The sequence below is a fragment of the Niveispirillum sp. SYP-B3756 genome (genome assembly GCF_009495745.1).
Classification (GTDB): domain Bacteria; phylum Pseudomonadota; class Alphaproteobacteria; order Azospirillales; family Azospirillaceae; genus Niveispirillum.
This window is the reverse complement of record NZ_WIDQ01000005.1, coordinates 84701-104985: the sequence shown is the minus strand read 5'-3', so window position 1 is coordinate 104985 and position 20285 is coordinate 84701. Positions and strand designations below refer to the sequence as shown.

The 20285-nt window shown below is 65.5% G+C and carries 11 protein-coding genes; 8 read left to right on the top strand and 3 right to left on the bottom strand.

What is annotated here, in order from left to right; translation table 11 throughout:
* The first annotated feature begins 1 nt into the window (after nt 1).
* Genes GE253_RS12740 through GE253_RS12715 form a run of 6 tightly spaced genes read left to right on the top strand, consistent with a single transcriptional unit; the run spans nt 2 to nt 14541 of the window.
* Entirely contained in the window at nt 2–1024 is a 1023-nt protein-coding gene (locus tag GE253_RS12740; protein WP_153204509.1) for an AAA family ATPase, read from the top strand.
* 7 nt (nt 1025–1031) lie between these two features.
* A complete protein-coding gene (locus GE253_RS12735; RefSeq protein WP_153204508.1) occupies nt 1032–2717 on the top strand; it encodes a hypothetical protein in 1686 nt (561 codons plus the stop codon).
* A complete protein-coding gene (locus GE253_RS12730) occupies nt 2710–4827 on the top strand; it encodes a hypothetical protein (protein ID WP_153204507.1) in 2118 nt (705 codons plus the stop codon). The genes GE253_RS12735 and GE253_RS12730 overlap by 8 nt, the downstream gene beginning before the upstream one ends.
* On the top strand, nt 4824–5276 hold the full coding sequence (locus GE253_RS12725) for a hypothetical protein (RefSeq protein ID WP_153204506.1): 453 nt from the start codon (nt 4824–4826) through the stop codon (nt 5274–5276). Before GE253_RS12730 ends, GE253_RS12725 begins: the two co-directional genes overlap by 4 nt.
* Nucleotides 5273–6553, top strand: a complete 1281-nt coding sequence (locus GE253_RS12720) for a hypothetical protein (RefSeq protein WP_153204505.1) — start codon at nt 5273–5275, stop codon at nt 6551–6553. Before GE253_RS12725 ends, GE253_RS12720 begins: the two co-directional genes overlap by 4 nt.
* Nucleotides 6550–14541 (top strand): hypothetical protein, encoded by a 7992-nt coding sequence (locus GE253_RS12715; RefSeq protein WP_153204504.1) that lies wholly within the window; start codon nt 6550–6552, stop codon nt 14539–14541. Before GE253_RS12720 ends, GE253_RS12715 begins: the two co-directional genes overlap by 4 nt.
* Nucleotides 14542–14562: 21 nt before the next feature.
* On the opposite strand, the gene GE253_RS12710 is transcribed toward GE253_RS12715, so the two are convergent.
* From GE253_RS12710 to GE253_RS12700, 3 genes are read right to left on the bottom strand one after another with little or no spacing between them, the layout of a single operon-like run.
* On the bottom strand, nt 14563–17088 hold the full coding sequence (locus GE253_RS12710; RefSeq protein ID WP_153204503.1) for an MtrB/PioB family outer membrane beta-barrel protein: 2526 nt from the start codon (nt 17086–17088) through the stop codon (nt 14563–14565).
* A complete protein-coding gene (locus tag GE253_RS12705) occupies nt 17085–18317 on the bottom strand; it encodes a DmsE family decaheme c-type cytochrome (protein ID WP_211101436.1) in 1233 nt (410 codons plus the stop codon). Before GE253_RS12705 ends, GE253_RS12710 begins: the two co-directional genes overlap by 4 nt.
* A complete protein-coding gene (locus GE253_RS12700) occupies nt 18314–18739 on the bottom strand; it encodes a c-type cytochrome (protein ID WP_244559575.1) in 426 nt (141 codons plus the stop codon). Before GE253_RS12700 ends, GE253_RS12705 begins: the two co-directional genes overlap by 4 nt.
* Before the next feature lie 268 nt (nt 18740–19007).
* Between GE253_RS12700 and GE253_RS12695 the strand changes: the two genes are divergently transcribed.
* Nucleotides 19008–19544, top strand: a complete 537-nt coding sequence (locus GE253_RS12695) for an RNA polymerase sigma factor (RefSeq protein ID WP_348770842.1) — start codon at nt 19008–19010, stop codon at nt 19542–19544.
* A 41-nt stretch (nt 19545–19585) separates the two neighbouring features.
* Nucleotides 19586–20275 (top strand): hypothetical protein, encoded by a 690-nt coding sequence (locus tag GE253_RS12690; RefSeq protein WP_153204502.1) that lies wholly within the window; start codon nt 19586–19588, stop codon nt 20273–20275.
* Nucleotides 20276–20285 lie beyond the last annotated feature (10 nt).

Here is a 20285-nt window from a genome sequence, read left to right as displayed (position 1 = left end):
AATGCTCGGTCCCGATAGTCTGAAGTCCCTGGTCGCAAATCATAAGAACACGCTGAAACTGCTGTTGAGTGTGGAAAGCCTGCTGAAGGCCCGCTTTATCGGCATGGATGTGCATGTCCGGGCACTGATCCTGGCGGTGGCCTGTGGGGAGCCTTTATTGCTGGTGGGGCCGCCGGGCACGGCCAAGTCACGCCTGATCCGGGCCTTTTGCGGTGCCATCGGGGTGCTGGATGAAAATGATGCGGCCAGCCGTCATGACAGCTATTTCGAATATCTGCTGACCCCGTTCACCGAGCCGGGGGAACTGTTCGGCCATTACGATATCGCGGCCTTGCATGAACGCCGGGGCATGATCCGCCTGGAAGAAGGCATGATGCAGAATGCCAAGGTCGTGTTCCTGGACGAAATCTTCAACGCGTCCAGCGCCATCTTGAACTCGATCCTGTCCTTCATGAATGAGCGCGTGTTCCATGACCGGGGCAGTGTGCGCCCGGTCGCCATGCACTGCATGTTCGCCGCCACCAATGATGTGCCGCGCGGTGGGGAATTGCGCGCCATCTATGACCGTTTCGTCATTCGAAGCTGGGTAGAGAATGTACGCGACACGCCGGAGGAGATTGGCGATCTGATCCAGCGCGGCTGGCTGGAAACTTATGGCACGCACCAGACGCCCAACCTCACCAGTCTGCTGGACAAGCTGGCCGACCTGCGGCGGGAAATTCGTGGCCTGACGCGGGCCGACACGATCAAGCGCGATAACCAGACCCTGCTGGGCAACCTCTCCCATCTGGTGAAGACGGCGCGGCAATATAATGCCAGTGCAGTGTCCAACCGCCGGCTGGTGAAGTTCAGCTATATGATGACCATGCACCGGTTGCTGCGCGCAGTGGAGGAAGGGGCGGAGACCGACAAGCCGCTGACCATCGGCCGCCCCGAACTGGCCCTGTTCTGGAAACACCTGCTGGATTCCGTCGATCCGATGGTGATCCAGAAAATGGAAAAGCTGCCCTATCCGGTGGAGTGAGCAGGGGATGCAGATAACGATCCTCGCCCCCCCGGTCTGGCAGCCGGTCCTGCAAGCGGCTGCGGCGGAACTGCCCGCATCGGTGGCGGCCCTGCTGCCGGTGCTGGTGGATTATCTGCACGACCGCCACGCCGGCATCACGCCGCGCATGGCCGGCCGGCTGGCGCGCGCTCTGTTGCAGGATGGCGGCCCGCCGCCCATCGGCACCCGCCGGGGCGGGCTGATCGACTGGTCGCGGGTGATCGACAGGCTGGCACGCGGGGCCTTGCCGGATGCTGAACCGCAGGGCGGGCGGGATCGGCGGCGTTCACCCACCACGGTGGTGGCCCCCGCCATTCCCTTTGTCATGCTGGACCGCGTGGTGCTGCCATTGCTGCTGGCGGCGCAAAAGCGCATCGATCGCTGCTGCCTGTTCGGCGGCGACGGGCACGCGCTGATGCCGGATGGGGAGAGCTTTCTGGCCGACTATGAAAGCGCGCTGGAAGCGGCGATGAGCGACCTGACAATGGGGATCGGCGGGCCGCCGGCCTTCTTCTGGCAGCATCGCGGGATTGATGCGGCGGCCCTGTCGCGCGGGCTGGGGGCTGGTGCGGCCGGGCGTGGCCTGTCGGAGGCCGATCCAGAGACGGTGGCCCTGCTGACCCGTCTGGAACCGGTGCTGGGGCCGATGCAGGTGCAGCGGACCCGCGCCCAGCAGCTTCGCCGATCCGACATGCAGTCCGGCGGGGTCCGCCCCCGCGAAGGCGGTGTGACTGGCATCCGGATGTCCCGCAGCATGGACGATCTGAACGACATGCTGGTCAGCGAATATACCAATGAGCCGCTGATGATGTTGGATCGGCTGGTGAATAGCGGTTTCATGGTGCGCCACCGGCCGCCCTTTCAACAGAACCGCCGTGACGTGCTGCTGGTGGGGGCCATGCCGCTGGGTGCGCGTGACACGGCGGCAAGGCTGGCCAAGGTCGCCTGGATTGACATGGTGGCACGGCTTGCCCCGCTGTTGCAGGGGGGCGGTCTGCGGCTCAGCGATTTCATCTGGCTGGATGGCGACCGGATGGGCGGGCTGGCCCACGGGGCAGCCAGCCTGCCGCAGGCTCTGTCCCTGCCACAAAGCGCCAATCTGACACCGGAAGAACGGCTGCGCTTCGTCTGGGCGTTGGACTGGCTGCCGGGTCTGCTGGATCGGCGCCGGGCCTATCCGCCGGGGCTGGAGCCGCCGGTGGGGGAGGGCGACGACGCGGTGGAAACCCTGCGCGCGGGTGCGCGCTGGGCGGCATGTGCGCTGGCCCGGATGCCGGCGGGCGCCGGCCGGGACAATGAAGCCGGACGGCTGGATCTGAAGGATTACGGCTTCGTGCATGTCATGCTGATGCTGCCCCGCCCGGCAGCCGGCCTTGACAGCGGGGAGGCGCGGTCGGCCGTCATGATGGCGGGGCAGACGCTGCGGCTGATGACCGGCCGGCGGCAGTCGGCAAGCATCCTCTGGGTGCCGCAGCGGGTGGCTGACCTGGATGGCTGGGCCCTGTCATTTGAGGCGGGGCCCCTGCGTCACCTCGCGGACAACCTGCCCCCACCGGGTGCCCCTGTGCCGGATGGCGACCCTGCCGCCGGCGGGGTGGATATGCACCGGCTGGCCGGTGGCCTGATCGGACTTTGGCTCACTCATCTTCAGGAGGCCATCTTTGGTGGCTGAACGCTGTTTTCTCCTGCCTTCGCTGACCGCTACGGAAGCGTTGCAGGTTCTGGCCGCACTGGTTGAGGCGGGCTTCGCCGATACGGCCCGGGAGGCTCGGCTGCGCCTGCAATTCGAAGGCGGCGGCTATCTGCGCATTCTGGTGCCTGATCCCTCGGTCCAGATCGGATCGCCGGAGAAGCGCAAGCGGCGGGAGGAGATGTTCGACCGGATGCGCCAGCGTCTGACCGCCATCATGGGCCCCTATGATGACGAGGTGGCGCATCTTGATCCGGATGCCGATATCTTCAAGGATCCGTTCCTCTTCACCCCGACGCTGTTGTTGGACAGCGCAATGCATCGGCGCGGCGAACCGGTCAGCCCTCTGGATGGAGAAGTGCTGCTGCTGCTGCCCGCCGGGGATGAGGCGGAAGCCTGGCGCCAGTTCGACCAGTTGAACACCCATGCCACCGCCGTGCGCATCGCTGCGGCGCGCACGGCGGAAGGTGCCGAGGATGGATTCTTCCTGTTCCATCTGCGCGATGACGAGGCGCGGGTTTCCTCTTTCCAGGGGCTGCTGGGCAGCGGCTTCCTGTCGGCCGCCATCGTGCTGGAAGGCTATGAGGCCGATGGGTTCGGCATCTTCCTGCCGCCCGGCACGGCGCCTGATCCGCAGGCCCTGGCCGCTTTCCAGAAAATCCGGCCGGCCCTTCTTCCCCAGATGGAGGTGGCGCGCGGGGAACCGGCGCTGGCCATCACCGTCACCGTTCAGGATGGCCGGCGGGAGGTTGATCTCTATCCGCTGAACCGGCTGCGCTATCGGGACAAGACGGCGCTGTGGCCGGCGGCCAGCCCGTCGTCGGCTTCGGCGGAACTGGTGCGCATCCACAGCCTCGTCAATTCTGACGCCATGGTGGAAAAGCTGGCGGAACGGGTGCGGGCGGTTGAACCGCTGGTGGGTTATGAGCTGGAATTGCGGGCTGATTATCCGGGGGTGGGTGCAGAAATGGACCTGCTGCGGGTGCAGGAAAAGATCGCCTATTATACCGAACTCTCCGCCTATCTCGCCGGGCTCACCCGGCCGCAACCCGTTCTGATGCGCTTTGCCGACCGGGACTTGCCAGCCCTGGCCGATGCGCTGCGGCGTTTTCCCTTGCAGGATATTGATGATGGCCGCATCCGCTATGGCTTCCAGGCCACGGGTGCGGATGATGGCGTCCATTACCTGCTGATCCAGCCGGAAGAGACGGCCCCTTCCTCCTTCCTGCCGGAATATTTCTGGCGGGAACAGCGGCAGGCCGGGCCGATGCTATTCCGGGTCGATCCCTTCTTCGCCCGTTTCTATGATGCGGCGCGGCCGGGCAGCCTGGTCTTCGTGCCGGAACAGCAGACCCTGTTTCCGCCGCTGCATAGCTGGGATCAGGCGGATATTGACAGCTATCTGCGCCAGACCCTGTCCAGTTGGTTCCATGGCGACCGTGGCGCCCAGGCCATTCCCCAGGAGCCCTATTACCTGTTCCGCCCCAACCCGGCGGGCGCCATCGTGGTGGAGGTGCTGGATGGGGCGGCCTTTGTGCCCCTGCGCCAGCGGATTGGCTGGCTGAACCGCAATCTGGAACTGCGGCACCGCCTGGAGTTGGAAAGCCTGATCGACGATCTGGCCACCAAGGCGGGCCGGGCGACCCTGGCCGAACGCGTGGCGGCAGAGGAAACGGCGGCCATCGGCCTCTTCACCGATGCCGCCGCGCGAACACAGGCGCATCTGGGCGGGCAGTTGGGAGACCTGCTGGATCAGTTGGCGCAGGAGGCGGGGCAAACCGCCGCCCGCACCGCCGCCGCATTGGATAGTTTCGACAAGCTTTACCGGGATATCGACGATATCGAGCGGGCGACGGCCGAACTGACCCAGCGTGCCCATGCGCTGGAACAGGTCAAGGCCGAACTGCACAGCGAAAGCGACAGTTTCAAGCAGGTGCGCCAACAACTGGAGGAACAGGTTTACGAGGCCATCAAGGCCTCCGACGCCACCCTGGCCAAGCTGGAGGATTCCGTTACCGAACGCGTGGCCCGGCTGAAGGAAACCCACCGCCGGCTTCAGGACAGGCTGCTTGAAATGAGGGCAGGGCGATGAGCACGGGCGACGGGATGTCGTTCCGGCAGCGCCTGGACGATCATGACAAGGCCCTGGCGGCGGCAGAGGCGAAAGCGCCGGTGCCGGGCGTGACGGCGGCCCGGCTGGCGGACGCCGTCCGGATGCAGCAGGCGGCCAGCGCCGATCTGATTGGCTGGAGAAACCGGCTGCGGCGCAACCGTGCCCTGCTGCTGGAACTGCGGCAGCGGCAGTTGGTGGAACGGCTGGCCATGCAGCGCACGGCCCGGCGGATCGTCTGGGGCTGGCCGGCCATCCGCCTGCGCATCCTGATCGTTTCCCTGTGGGTACAGGTCCACCCGATCCTCACGGGCTTTCTGCTGCTCCTGCTGACTCTGGGCATCCTGGCCCTGATCTTCCCGCATTATGCGGAGGCGATCATGTTCGCTGTGAGCGAGCTGCTCAAAGATCCGAACAGGGGGCGGCCATGATGGGAGAGATCACAGCCCTGGCCGGAACAACGCCATCCCGCTTCCGCCGGGCCACGCTGCCGGCGGCGGAACAGGGTTTGGGTCGCAGGCTGGCACGGCGCTGGCTGGTCACGCTGGGCCTGTCGGCTGCGCTGGTTCTGCTGATGGTGGGCACCCGCCGGCATTGGTTTGACGAGACGGGGCCCGGATACGCAGCCTATTGGCTGCATGACCGGCTTTATCTGCCGTTGAAGGGCTATCTCTGGACCTGGGGCTTTCCCCAGTCGCTGGTGGTATGGCCGGTCATCCTATTGCTGCTGGGGGTGGCTCTGGCGGGCTTCCTTTCCAGGCGACCGCTGCTGCAGGGCGCCCATGGCTTGGCGGCACGCTACCTGTTGGCCAATCCGGTCGGGCGTCGGATGATTGACCGGTGGCACAGGCTGACCGTGCGGACGCGCTTGCGCCCGCACCAGCTGGAAATGCTGGCAGAACAGGCCCGACAGATGGTGCTGGAGCAGCCGCAAGCGCGCCTGCCGCTGTCCCGTCTGCTGGCGTTGACGCAATTATGCATGGCCATGCGCCTGCGTGCGGATGGCAGCACTGCCGCGCGCCTCACCATCCTGGCCGATCTGCTGGAAACATTGCTGCGCATTCAGCAGGATCAGGGCGATGCGCGCGCGGTTCGCGCGGCCATGGAACAACTGACCCTGCTGATGGCCGATCACCTGACTGCTCTGACCGCCACGCCGGTTCCGGGTGACCTGCTGGCACCCGCCACCCTGGCCGGGGAGGTGCAGGTTCTGGTGACGGCACTGCGGGGCCGGCTGGCATCCGGCAAGGCGGGTGACCTCTCCCTGCTGCGGCCGGTGGCGGCGGCCATCATGGAACGCTGCGGCCTGCTGGACCTGATCCGCACCATGGCGGAACGGGGCCTGCGGGGCTTTGGTCGGGAACTGTCCGCACCCGAAGCCGGCCCGCCTGCCTGCGGCCGGCTGTCGGTGCTGATCGCCCTGTTCGCCGCTGTGGAGACGGGGGAGGAGGAACTGGCCCATGCCACGTTGGAAAGCCTGTCAGCCCTGGCCTTTGGCCGTGCGGCAGGACTGCCGGCCCCGGTTGCCGCCTTTGCCGACGCCTGGCTGGCGGAGGCACCGGACCTGCCGCACTGGCAACTGGCCGCGCACCTGTCTGACCCACCCTTGCCCGACCCGTCTTTGCTGACGCCGGGCGACCATGATCATCTGACCGGCCGGACCCATCGTCTGGCCTGGGTCGCCGGGGCCGCGGAGGCCACGCCATGACTGACCAGCCGTTCCTGTCCCGTATCCAGACCTGGCAGCGCGCGCGGGACCGGGAGGTGGCGGCCGCCGTCCGCCGCCTGCCGCTGCGGGCCCGTGCGGACCTGCCCTTCTTCATGATGGTTGCGCTGCTGGTGGTGGTGCTGGGCCTTGTGGCCTATGCCGGCATGGTTGTGGTGCGGCGGCTGGGCTGGCTGGACCCGGTTGTCGTGGCCCCGGTCGCGGATGAACGCATTCTGGACAATCTGCGCCGTGACCTGCCGGCAAAAACCCTGATCACCGCCGCCTGGCATCCGGGGCTGGAAACCCTGACCGTCAGCCAGACCGGCGGCGCCCTGCATCATCTGAATAAGGCGACCGGTCTCTGGTCACGCGAACGCCCGGTGGAACAATTGCCCTCGCTGGGCAGTGACATCGTACAATTGCGCGCCGGCTGCGGTGGCGATGCGGTGTCGGCGGCAGCCTGCGCTGATCCCGCATCGCTATGGGCGCTGAGCGAAAAAGGCGCCCTGGCGCGCCGCCTGAACAGCCATTGGCAGGCGCTGATCGGCGACAGCCGCTTCATGGGCAGCGATGGCCGCCCGGTGGAGGCAGGGGCGGCCACCACAGCTTCCCTGTCAACCGATGGCCAATGGCTGTTCATGGGAACCAAGGCCCAGGGCGGCGGCCTTTATGATCTGAAACAGCGTTACTGGCTGCCGCTGGGTGGCGCCGCACCCTCAATGCCGTCGGGCCAGATCAATGTCGCCGTCTGGTGGAAGGACCGTTTCGCCATTGGCGGGGAGAAGGGGCTGACCTTCCTTGACCCTGACGGCGGGCAACCCCGCGCCGTGCGCTCTCCCATCCTGGCGGCCACGGTCAGCGATCTGCTGGTGCTGGAGGATGGGCGGCTTCTGGTGCTGGAAAAGCATCCCTGCCAGATCGGCGGTGAAGGGTGCCTGCGCGTGCAGACGCTGGACGGGCCGGCGGCCAAACCGGTGATCCTGATGGATGAACGCAACCGTTATGCCGATCTGGATATGGCCAGCCTGTTCTTTGCCGATATCCAGGGCCGTTCCCTGCTGGTGGCGGGGCGCAAGGGCGTTTTCGTCTATGACATGGCCCGGCATAACTGGACGCGTCTGGATGATCGGCCGGTGCTGGCGGCACGGCGCGAACAGGGGAGTGTTTTCTATGCCTATACCGGGGGTGTCGCCCAGGTGACCCGGCGGGCAGTGAAGCAGAACTGGGGGCTGCCGGGCAAGCAGGTGGTGCAGCTTGTTGGCGCTGACCGGCAGATGATGGCGCTGACGGATGATGGGGAACTCTACGCCTTGCCCCCGGACGGCAATCCACAGACGCTGTTTCAGCCTGGGGGCACCGCCGGCGATCCCCAGCTTTTCAATGCCGCCTATGCTGCCGGCGACCGCATCCTGTTGACCGGGCCGCGCCAGGCCCTGCTGCATGATGTCCGTCGGAGGCTCTATACCGATATCAATGTGCAATTGCTGCCGGATTGGTTGACCGATGGCCGTACCCGGACCCTGGTGTCAGGCGAGCGGATATTCGGACTGGTCTCGGCCGGGGGGCAGGTGACGGCACAGGCCGTCGATCTGTCCGCATTGGGCGGCAATCAGGCCTCCATGTCCTCGGGGACCAGCCCGGCGGTTGCCAGCCCCATCCGTCAGGCCCGCGCCTGGGCCGGCGGCGGCATAGCCGTCATCGATGGCACGGGCAGCCTGCGTCATCTGGATGTGGACAGGGACAAGCCGCTGACCGGTGCCGCCATCCCGGCACTGGATCGCCTGTCCTTGCGCGATGTGGCCACTGTGGAAGATGTAACGGCCTTTGCCACAGGCACCGGTATCATCGGCTATGATCATGTGCAGCGGCGCTGGGTGGGGCCGATGGGCACCGGCATTGACCAGGGCAATGTCAACAGTCTGGCGGGGCGTGGCAACCGGCTGCTGTTCACCACGGATCAGGGACGCCTGGGCGAGGTCAAGCCAGGGGCATCGGATGGAACCGCACTGATCGGTGCCCAGCGGATTCAGCTGAAGGCGGCGGCCCCCAGCGATGTGCTGGTGTATGGCCCGCGCCTTTTCCTGGCCGGCCGTTCCAGCGTGGATATGTATGACCTGTCATTGCGCACTGTAATCTATCGTTGGTCGTTCCCCGGTGATGCCCCGGTGGAGATTGTCGATCAGATGGGTTGGAGCCCGCTGACCTTGTCGGATGGCCGGCTCCATCTGGATGGCGGCGCAATTGCGCCAGATGGGGGGCGTGTACTGTCCGCAACCCTGGGAAGTAACATCCTGACGGTGCGGGAGAAGGATGGGGCCCGGCATCTGCGGCTCCACAGCAAGACCTCGCCGCAAAAACCGGAGGCGGACCAGTGCCTGTTCCGCAATCCGTCTGCCGGTGGCCGGGCCCAGCACCTGCTGGATGCCCGCATGATCGGCGATGGCTGGCTGATGGCGCTGACCGATGATGGATTGCGTCTTTATAATGAGATGGCGCGGAGCTGGTATCCGGTGCGCCCGCTGTCGCGCGCCATCACCGCCATCCATGTGGTCGATGATCACCTTGTCCTGGTGGCGGGGAACGGGGCGGGCCATGTCCAGCTTGTGCCGCTGGACAAGATTTCCCGGCCGCAGAGTTGCAGCACGCAAGCGGTGGCCCTGCCGGAGGATTGGCGGGAATTCCGCAGCGTTGCCATTGATGAAACAGCCGGCCGGCTGGTCTGGATTGCCGCTGATGGTGCGGTGATCGAATGGGCGAAGGGGCAGCAGACCCAATTGCTGGCGGCAACGGCCGGTATGCCGGCAACCGACAGCTTGCTGCGCGTCTTCAACCTGGGGGACCGGCTGGCCTTCGCCGTGCCAGAGGGGCTGCTGCTTTATCAACTGGCCGATCATGCCTGGTCGCGCGTCGAAATGCGATCGGAGGCCGGGCCGCTGCGGGGCCTGCGTGACCTGAACCTGGAACCCGATGGGGATGGTCAGGCGGTGACAGCCCGACTGCCGGACGGTCGCACTTATCTCGGCAATTGGAATGGCGCTGATAAGACCGCCACGCTGGCCGAACTCCGTCTTCCGTCGGTCGCCCCGTTCGGCCAGTCGGCGGACGGGATGCTGGATGCCATGTCCTATGGCGGGCGCTGGGTATTCTTGATGGGGGACCGGATCAAGCGGTTCGACCCCGCCACCGGGCGGTTTGCCCCCGACATCCTGCTGCCCCAGTCCGACGCCAGCCGCACGCTGGTGCTGCGCGGGCGGAGGCTGGTGGTGGAGGAGGATGGCGGCAAACGCTGGTGGGTGGCGCGTGCCACCCTGCCCGATGATGGCGCCAGCCCGATCCCCGTGCAGAACCTGTTTGATGCGGTGGTGCCCGTGGCGGGACAGCCCACCATGCTGGCCGATGATGGCCGGGTTGTCCGGCTTCTGCCGGATGGGTCCGTTCAGGCCTGCCAGTCTGACGGCACCTGCCGCCTGACGACGAAACCGGCCATGCCGCTGGACCCGGCCACGGTGACGGCGGCCTTTGAGAATGGCCCCCTGGTTCTGTTCCAGACAGCGCGCGGCTGGCGGCTGCATGATGTTGATACCCGCAGCGAACGCCAAGCCCCCGGCGCACTGGGGGCCTTGGGGCCGGTGGTGGAGACACGGCGGCAAGGGACGGTCTTGTGGCTGCGCGATGCCGCTGGGCAGGTGGTGGCGCTTGATGCTGCCGGCACCCTGGTGGCGCAGGCGACCGGCGTGGCGGGCCTTGGCGTCGATGGCAACGGCAATATCTGGCTGCGCGGTGCCAATCAGATGTTTGAAAAGGGCGCGTTGAAAGATGCCGCTACCTTTTTCAAACTGCCAAAGACCGTGGGCATTCAGGCGCTGACAGTTGCGAACGGCAGCAGCGCGGCCATGCTGGGCAGCGACCGGCGGCTGCGCACCCAGGTGCATGGTGAAATTTGGCTGGAGCCGCCACTGGCCTCGGATATCGATCTGACAAAGGTGCAGGAACTGTTCCGGATTACGCGTACCGACCAATGGTGGTTACGCGCCGGCCCCATGCTCACCCGGCTGGTGGCGGGCAATTGTCCCGGAACAAAGCCAGATGCCTGCCTGCGATCGGACCTGTCGCTGGCGTTGCCGGGCAATTCACCCATTCTCAGCATTGATGATCAGTTGCCGATCAGCCTGACCATCCGTCTGGCCGATGGCCGGATTCTGGAAACCCGGATGGGGGCGTCGGGGCTGGAGCCATTGACCACAACCAATGCGCTGCCGGTCGCCTCTGCCAGCGTGAATGATGTCTGGCCGTCCTGGCGCAACCGGATCGGCCCGCGCCTGGATGGTGTTCCGGCAATTAATCCCATTCTTGGGTTGCAGGCGGATGGCAGCACCATGCAGGGGCGCACGGCCGGGGGAATGGTGCCGCTGGGCATCACCATTCCGCCCCAGCCGCAGCCCCTGCCGGCCCTGGATGCCGGCTGGCTGAAATGGGAACGCGCCAGCCGGCATTTCCAGCTTGTCGGGATGACGGGTCTGGCCTCGCTGACACCGGAACAGCTGGTACGGGACGGACGGTTCATCTTCGCCGGTCCCGGCATGGCCGTGGCCGATACCGGGGGGATGACACGGCTGGCCAGCCGCTACGGCATTCTCAGCTTCCAGGGAAGAAGCCTGTCCTTGACCGACCCGCAAAACCGCTTCCAGCCGCAGGACATGCCGGCCCCGGTTGCCGCCGCGCATGGCCGCTTCCTGTTTGACCGGGGTGGGGTGCCCCTGACCGGCGGCGCGATGGTTGCGGATGATGGTCGCCACCTGATCAGCCAGGGAGATGCCACCTGGACCGAACAACTGCGTCAGGCACGGGTTGAAACCAGCCTGCGCGTGGCGGGGCAGCCGCAGGGGGCCGATGGTGCGGCTGGTTTCGGCTGGGACCGGCGCGCCGGTGTGGCGCTGGCGGATGGAAAGGTGCAGGTGCAGACCTCCCTGGGCATCCTGCCGGCCGATGGTCTGGCGGGGGCAGATCCCGGCTGGTCGGGTCGTCTGCCCTCTGCCGGGCGCCTGTTTGGCCGCGACGGGGGTGACCTGTTCATGGCCGATGGCGCTTCCTGGTACCGCCGCATGGCCGGCAGGTGGCAGCCGGCAACGGCGGCCGACCTGTTGACGCGGGAGCTTGCCAGCTCCCCGCGCTGGCGCTGGCGCGCCACCCCGCAGGGGGTGATGGTGCAGGGACCGTCCCTGGTTACCACGGGCCAGGGCCTTGCCTTCAACGATGATCTGATCCGCGCCGCCGGCTGGATCGACAGCAACAGCTTGGTGGTGGTGGATGGGGCGGGGCTGACCGTCGGCACGATGGAGGCGGTCCGCACCGGACAGGCAGCCCATAAGCCGATCGATCCGGCCATCGACACCATCTGGTCAATGCGGCCCAAACCGGGGGTCCGGATGCTGCTGGCGCGGGGCAATGGCGGTACCTTTGGCTGGGACGCCGCGGCACAGGGTTTCGTGCCGCTGGCCGATGGCGCCAATCCGCAGCTGAACCGGCAATTGATCGACCATCCCCGTTTGCGCATGGCCGTGATTGCCGGGCGGGTGGTGACGGAATTGCGTCTGGATGATCTGTCCGGCGGGTCGGTCTGGCAGCCGATCACCCTGGAAAACGGTTTTCCCTTTGACCGGGTGAATACCGTCCATATCCGGGGCAACGATCTTTTCCTGGGCACCGACGCGGGGCTGGAGGTTCACACCCTTTATCAGAATGATCTCGGCTTCGACACGATCAGCCGGCTGCTGGACATGCGGGCCGGCGGCAGCGGACCGCTCAGCCCCGTGCTGCGCATGGGGGAGCCGGTGGACAGTGCCGATTTATTGGCGGCCCGTTCCGCTGGTCGCTGTGTTCAGTTCGATGGAACCACCTATAAGAACTGCGTCGCAGCGGATATGGCAGACATCACGGTTCGTGCCAGGGCGCCCTGGTGGCACTGGCAGCGCGATGCCGCGGGCCGTGTGACCGGGGATTATGTGGCTTCGGGCGGTAAGGCGCCGGTGTTGCCGGCGATGATCAGCGGGGGGCGCCTGCCCCATGATCGTATCCGCGACATGGTGATCTGCCAGGGCCGGGCCGCCACCTTGTGGGAGGATGGCCCCGTGATGCATCATCCCGGTGTGGGGTTGGAATTGCGGACCGGCCTGCGCCTGACAGTCCCCGGTATGTCTCGTGATGCCCGGCTTTTCTGCCTGGAACGTCCGCTGCGGGAGGCGGGGCTGGATATTCCCGGCGGACTGTACTGGATCACCGATGACGCGGTGATGCACGATGATGGTAGTGCCTGGCAACCGATCGCCGGGGAGGCGGAGAAGGCTGCCCTGCGGCAGAGCGCCGACCAGTCCGTCCCCTATGCTGGCGCGCGGCTGCGGCTGGTTCAGGAACAGCGCGGCGGCTTGCGGTTCCAGCACCTTGGCAATAATGACCGCTGGGCCGATCTTGCCTGGAAGGGCAAGCGGCTGGCCCTGGATACGGTGGACCGTATGACCCTGGTGAAGGGACAGCCCTGGGCGGCCACGGCGGCCGGCTTTGTGCCGTTCCAGCAGTTATCCGATGGCAGTCTGGGGCTCGACCCCGATCAACTGGTCATCCTGCCCAGCCCCGCCAATGATTGCCGGGTCAGCGATCTGGAAACCGGGGCCGATGGGGAAAGCTGGGTCCGGTGCAATGCCAATACGGCGCAGGTCTATCACGGCACCCTGAACCCGGCTGCCACCCGGCCCGCTTTCCAGCCGGCGGATAAGGATCCCTTTGCCGACCCGGTGCTTGTGGCGGCGACGGGGGATAATCATTGGCAATGGCAATTGACCGGCCATGTCGATGGCAAGCCCGGTCAATTGGCCGCCACTTATCGGGATGATCCGGTCAGCCTTTCCAGCGGCCGGCTGTCACTGGACATGATCGCCCAGATCCGCGCCTTCACCCCCCAGGGGCTGGAGGTGCTGACAGAGGGGGCCGGCTGGTACCGGTCGGCGGGCAAGGGGCTGAACGATTTGCAGCGCCCGGCCAATGATCGCATCGATCATCGCGCGGTGCGCCGCATCGCCGTGGCGCGCGGCGCTGATAATGACCGCCGCCTGTGCCTGGAATTTGCCGAACGGCGGACCCTGGCGCTGAATGCCGCGCTGCAGGCGGTTGATGGCGGGGCCGGCTGCCGCGACGATCTGGGGACGGACGGGCTCTGGCAGTACGAGCAGGATGCCGATGGGCTGACCATGCAGGCGGTGGATCGCCGCCAGCGTATCGGCAGCCGCACCCTTAAGGAGGGGCGCTTCACGGATGAGGTTGCCACCGGTCTGCCGGTCCCCCGGCGGGACAAGGCCGGGGCGGTCGAATATCTGGTGCCGACCCTGGCGGGTGTCATTGCCTTTGATGCGGCGGCTGAACCGGCGGGTCTTTATCTGCCAGCCTTTGCCGACCTGCCGCCCACGGCGGCTCCCAGTGTGCTGGTTGCCGACCGGGAGGGCCGGGTCTCCTACCTGGGGCGCAGTGCGTTGGTCGGGCTGGAGGATGAGGTGCCAACGCCGCTGCCCCTGCCGCAATTGCTGCCCGATGACCTGGAGGCCCAGGCGCTGGAGCCGGGGCCGGGCAGTACCTTGCGGCTGGGCTGGAAGCAGGGTGATCGCGCCGGCTGGACATTGTTCGATCCGCAGGCGCCCAACGGGGCGCTTACCCTGGCGGAACCGGTCGATATTTCCGGCTGGCGTGAATATACCGAACTGCGCACCTTACACGGGAACGCCAACCCCAACCTGCTGATCGGGCTGGAGCGTAATCATCTGGCCCTGTCGTCGGGCTTCTCCGCCCAGCCGGTCAGGCAGGATCTGGACTTTGTGGGCTCGGTGCGGGGGGTGGTCCGGGCTGGCCGTACATTGATGGTGATCGGCAGCCAGGATATTATGGAAATCGATATGGTTGCCGCGCTGCGGGTGACCGTTTCCCCCCAAACCCCGCCCCCATAAGGGGCGGGGGATCGCCCCGCTTCAGAACGTGTACTGTACGAAAAACCCCACCGTCTGCGCCGCATAATTCTCCGGCCGGACGCCGAGATAGGTATTGTCCCCCGTCGTTCCCGCCTGCAGGCCGGTATAGTGGAAATCCACCACCCGTTCCTGGTTGAAGCGGTAAAACACGCGGTAGGAGACGGTTTCGGTCAACTGGTGCCGCAGCTCCGCCTTCACCATATGGCTGTTATAGGTGATGGCGGGGAAGCCGCTGCCGGCCTGCGCGGCACTCATCACATTAAAAAATGCCTCGGTGCTGGCGAAGCGGTAATTCATCGCCGTCTTGGCATGGGCGAAGACATAATCCAGGTTCAGGGTGAAATCGCCCCAACTATGCAGGCCGTTCAGCCCGGCCGTGTAGATGTCCGATCCCACCGTCTCTTTCCAGCTATTGGCCAGCGGATAGGCCCGGCCGCCGGCCTCCCCCGTCGCGCCCTGGCCGCTGGCATTGATGTTGGCCACGTCGCGGTTCTGGTTCTGATAGGTCAGGAAGCTGGTGAACTTGGTCGCCGCCGACATCTGGTAGCTATAGGCCGTGCTGGCATCCCAGGCGCGGGTGGAGCGCAGGCCATAGGCGGCATCATAACCGGTCAGCTTCAGGCTGCCGGTCACCTGCAGGTCGCTGCGGGGGCTCAGGATATAGTTGCTCTGGCCGCGCACCACATGCTGGGTGCGGTCGGCCATGTCGAATTTCCGCAGGTCCGACAGCACCCAGGCTACGTCCCCGGCAGAGCTTGCCGGGATGTAACCCGGCAGGGAGGTGGAGTAGGAACCGCCATAGGGGTTGGAGACATAATCGCTGCCCGTCCGCCGTGCATATTCATAGGACAGGCGCGCCGTGCCCCATTCATAGCCGGTGGTGGAAACCTGCAGGCGGCCAATATGATCGTTGCTGTCCGTCACCTCCCGCACCGAATGGTTGACGGCATCGTTGGTGTAGGAGACGTCCAGCTTCAGATGCTTGTCCAGCCGGTAATCGGCCTTGGCCTTCAGGGTCAGACGATCATTGGCGAACGGCATGTTCCGGATCTGCACCCGGCTGCCGGCCTGATTGGGGCGATAGATACCGCTTTGCGACGGGATGAAGGGGGCCAGCCCACCATCAATGGCGATATAGCCATATTGGCCCGTCTGCGGGTTGAAGGCGACGTAATTGGTGCGGTTCTCCTCGTTCCGGCCGCGTGCTTCCAGCGACAGGCCCAGATCGGGGGAGACAGTGTACTGATATTGCACCATGTAATTCAGCACATTGATGGCGGCATTCGCAGAGGGCTGCGACAGGGCGCCGGTGCTGTTCCACTGGTCCAGATTGATGCTGTCCCGCCCGCTGGCAATGATGCCGCTACCGATGGTCGGGGCCAGCAGGTCATCATCCTGCCGCATCATCGTATAAGACAGGCTGCCCGTCAGGCGGGAGGAAGGCGAGAGGACCAGCGCCGCATCGCCCTTGAAACTATGGGCATAATTATCCGGCGGCAGGCTGAGCTGGCCCACCGGCGGGATATACATGCCGGGCGCATTGATGGAATTCAGCCCCGGATTGTCCCAGACCAGTTCCCGGTTCTGATTATGGAAGAAGGAACCGGCATAGGCGAAATTGGCCAGGAAATTCTTTTCCTTGTACCGAACCCCGGCGGTGATGTCATAGGTCTGGTAATCGATCGGCTGGACGATCTGGGTGGCCCCGTTCTGGAACGGATAGCCAAAGGTGGCGCTGATCGGCTGGGTGCCGTTACGCATTTCCACCGAGCCCCGCATGAACAGCTCGGTATTCTCATCCACCGTATAGGACAGCGCGTTGCCCGCCTTCTCGCGGGTGATTTTCAAGGTCAGCGCATCGGCGGCAGCCGCCACATTATTGACCTGGGCGGCGGTGGATTTGCCGGGTGTCAGGCCCGGTTTCAGGGTCAGCCGGTTGCTGCCCACCCCATCCCACAATGATTTGGCCGTTGTGGAATAGGTGTGGGCAATGGAATCGAAATACCACAGCGTGTTGAACACGCCATAGCGCCCGACCTCCAGCTGATAATACTGATCCTCCCGCCCGACATTCTGGCCCAGGGCTGAGACATGCAGGGCGGTTTTGCGGTTTTCCGCCGCAAAACCGATGCTGGTCAGCACCGGCCCGCTGTTCCAGGCGCCATATTCCTTCAGCGCTGCCGCCCCCTTGTTCTTGCCGAAGGTGCCGATATAGCCGGCTTCCGTCCAACGCAGCAGCCACCAGTCGGGGTTGGCCTCGCTCTGCTTCATTTCCGGTGTCAGGAAGGGCAGCGGGTACATCAGGCCGGTGGGCGTGCGCGTCACATCATCCAGCACGGACAGGCCGTTAACGTCACGCCCCCGGTTGTAAAGCTGGCCCTGCGGGTTCAGCACATTGCCGGGGCCGCCATAGCCGGTGGCCGAGCTGTCGGCCAGCGCCTGGGCGGCGCCAGCCAGATCCATCATGTCCAGCAGGGCCGCTGCCAGCAGCCAGCGGGCGGGGGAAGATGTCAGCCGCTTCCTCATCGTTCGAACCTGGAGCCGGAGGGAGAGTTCGAGCCATGCACGTTGGTGTGGCAGGTGGAGCAGGAGGTGGCCAGCAGCCTGGGGTCCGGCATGGCGCCACCGGCCATGTTGCCCGCCGTCAGCAGGGCACCGGGATGGCTGGACTGGGAATGGCACTGCTGGCACAGCACCGGGCGCGGGGCGGTCAGCAGCGCCTCGAAATTCGACCCGTGCGGCGAATGGCAGTTCAGGCAGCTTTCACGCACCGGGGCATGTTCGAACAGGAACGGCCCGCGCTTTTCGGCGTGGCAGGTGTAACAGACCTCATTCACGCTGTCGGCCTTCAACAGCGGGGCGGTGTTGGAGCCGTGCGGGTTGTGGCAGTCGGTGCAGGACAGCTTGCCTTCCAGCAGCGGCATATGCGACCGGCGGGAGAATTCGGCGTGCTGTGCCTTGTGGCACTGCAAACAGGTCTCGTTGATGCTTTCCTTGGCCGTCAACCCGCGCGAACCGAAATTGGTCATCGGGTTATGGCAGTCCGAACAGCCGACCTGATTGCTGTCATGGATGCTCTGATGCCAGAAAATCCGCTGGCCGCCTTCATGGCAGGTCAGGCACTGGCCGTTCTGTTCCGGCAGCGGGGTTTTGCTTTTCTTGGAAAAGGCGATGATCTTGGTCAGGTCCGACGGGTCTTCCACATGGGCCGAGCCGGGGCCGTGACAGGCCTCGCAATTCTGCGCCTGCCGGTCATTCTGCGGGTTCAGGTTGAAGACCTTGGCATGGACCGTATGGGCCCAGTTCATGCTTTCCTGCTGGTGGCAGGCCGTGCAGGTCTCCTGCCCGACAAAGCTGCGATCGGTCGCCGGGGCCGCTGCTGGAACGGGATCGGCGGCGGCAACCTGGGTCACCGCCGCCGCCTTGCTCTCCGTCTGGCCGGCGCGTTCCTGCGACGCGGCCATGCCATCCAGCCATTTCCAGGTCGCCGGCGCCTTTTCCGTCGCCGGCTTGGCGGTTTCGGCGTCGTGGCCTGCCCCCGCACCCGGCAGGGTCACCCCCATGCCGCTATGCAGGGCCGCAATATCGGCATCAATGCGCAGCATGGCCTTGTCATCGACCTTGCCGGCATGGATGCGCGCCATTTCGGCCCGCAGTGCTGCGGGATCGGGTGTCGTGCCGACGGTTTCGGCCTGGGCGGCAACACCCAGACCAAAGGCCAGCAGCAAAGCGGGGAGCAGGCGGCCGATCATCATTTACCGCCCAGGCTTTTCAGATAGGCCACCACATCGGCGCGCTGCTGCGCATCGGGCAGCATGAAGGGCATCTTGTTGGCCAGCGAGGCATCGCCGGCATAATCATCCAGATATTTGCGCGGGTTCTGCAGGTACGCGGTCAAGGTTTCTTCCGACCAGACCAGCCCCTTGGCGGCGGCGGCCTTCACGGCGGGGGAATAGCTGTAGCCATCCACCGAGCCGGCCGCGCGGCCGACAACACCGAACAGGGTGGGCCCCACCTTGTTCTTGCCCGCTTCCACCGTGTGGCAGGCGGCGCAGCGCTTGAAGACCTGTTCGCCAGCGGCGGCATCACCGGCAGCCTGCGCCGCACCGGCTGTCCCCAGCGCCAGCAGCATGGCCAGCGTTCCAGCGGCCTTCATCATCGTCTTCCCCACAAACATCCGGCTTCTCCCCATTGGGTCCGGACCTCTGACGGATGGGCGGTGCGGTTTATTCCCGACCATCGGAAAAAACTTTTGAAAGATTTTCGCGCGAAAATCGAAGCGCCCGGGAATAAGCCCGCCACCCTATCCGTCTGAGAGGGTGAGGCGTGACTTTCCGGGGCATTCAGCCCTGGGAGCCGGTGGATGGTGATTATATGCTGATGCGGCGACGGTACGTCGTACCCCCCCAACCCCGTACCCGATCCGTGTCGGAGAGCCGGTAGCCGTGACACGCCCCAAACAGTTTGCCAATGCGCTGATCGCGCAGCTTCCGGCGTTGCGGCGTTATGCCATGACGCTGGCGGGCAATGTCGCCCAGGCTGACGATCTGGTGCAGGATTGCATCGAACGGGCACTGCGCCAATCGGCGCAGTTACGGGAAATGCCGCTGCTGTCGGCTTGGCTGCGTCGTATCCTGCGCAATCTCTATACCGATGAGATCCGCAAGGGCCGCACGCGGGGCACGGAGCAGGATATTACCGAACTGGTCGATGCGGTGGAGTTGAGCGCCCCGCCGGTCGATACCGGCGCGGCGCGGGATTTTATCGCGGCGGTCAATCGTTTGGCGCCCGAACACCGTGAAATATTGTTGTTGGTGAGTGTGGAGGAACTAAGTTACCGCGAGATAGCGGAGGAATTGAAAATCCCGATCGGTACCGTGATGTCCCGTCTGGCCCGGGCACGTGAGCGGTTGCGGTCGGTTTTACAAGGAGAAGGCGCGGAGGTCATACCGCTGCCCGTGGCACCGAAAGACAAGACGTGAGCGAGCATCGACCCATAGATCCACCGATCACGGAGGAAGAGTTGCACGCCCTTATCGATGGCGAGCTGCCGCCCCACCGTGCGCGCACGGTGGAAGCGATGATCCAGGCGGATGCCGTATTGGCCGCCCGCGTCGCCGACTATCGCGCCCAGAAGGCGATGATGAAACAGCTTTACGGCCCCCTGATCGACCGGCCGGTGCCACAGCACCTGATCGACCGGGCAAACGCCATTCCCGCCGCCCGCCAGGGTTGGGGCGACTGGCGCCGGTTTGCCGCCGCCGCTGTTGTGGCCCTGGTTCTGGCCGGTGGCGGGGCCCTTTGGCTGCGGCCCGGTGCGGTGCCGGGCGATGTGGTGGCGCTGGCGCTGGATGCCCGCACCGCCAGCCTGCCCGGCACGCCGGCGGACCTGACGCCCTATAATGAGGCGTTGAGCCGGATCATGGAGTTGAAGGTGAAGGTGCCGGACCTGAGCCGGGCCGGCTATACGCTGGCCGGTGTGCATCTGGAGGAGGATGCGGCCAGCATCGCCTATCGGGATGCGCAGGGCAAACTGGTCACCATTTATCTGCGTCAATCCGACGGTACGGTGCGGTTTGATCAGTTCAAACGGGCCGATCTGCGCATCTGTGTCTGGCAGGATGACCGGCTGTCCATGGTGATGGCGGGCGACATGTCGGCCGCCATCATGCAGCGGCTGGCCAGCATGGCCTATATCGGGCTGACGGCCTGATCCTTTCACC

Coding starts and splice junctions, on each gene's coding strand:
- GE253_RS12715 (WP_153204504.1), top strand. CDS start 6,550: ATGACTGACCAGCCGTTCCTGTCCCGTATCCAGACCTGGCAGCGCGCG.
- GE253_RS12705 (WP_211101436.1), bottom strand. CDS start 18,317: ATGATGATCGGCCGCCTGCTCCCCGCTTTGCTGCTGGCCTTTGGTCTG.
- GE253_RS12725 (WP_153204506.1), top strand. CDS start 4,824: ATGAGCACGGGCGACGGGATGTCGTTCCGGCAGCGCCTGGACGATCAT.
- GE253_RS12735 (WP_153204508.1), top strand. CDS start 1,032: ATGCAGATAACGATCCTCGCCCCCCCGGTCTGGCAGCCGGTCCTGCAA.
- GE253_RS12700 (WP_244559575.1), bottom strand. CDS start 18,739: ATGTTTGTGGGGAAGACGATGATGAAGGCCGCTGGAACGCTGGCCATG.
- GE253_RS12720 (WP_153204505.1), top strand. CDS start 5,273: ATGATGGGAGAGATCACAGCCCTGGCCGGAACAACGCCATCCCGCTTC.
- GE253_RS12710 (WP_153204503.1), bottom strand. CDS start 17,088: ATGAGGAAGCGGCTGACATCTTCCCCCGCCCGCTGGCTGCTGGCAGCG.
- GE253_RS12740 (WP_153204509.1), top strand. CDS start 2: ATGCTCGGTCCCGATAGTCTGAAGTCCCTGGTCGCAAATCATAAGAAC.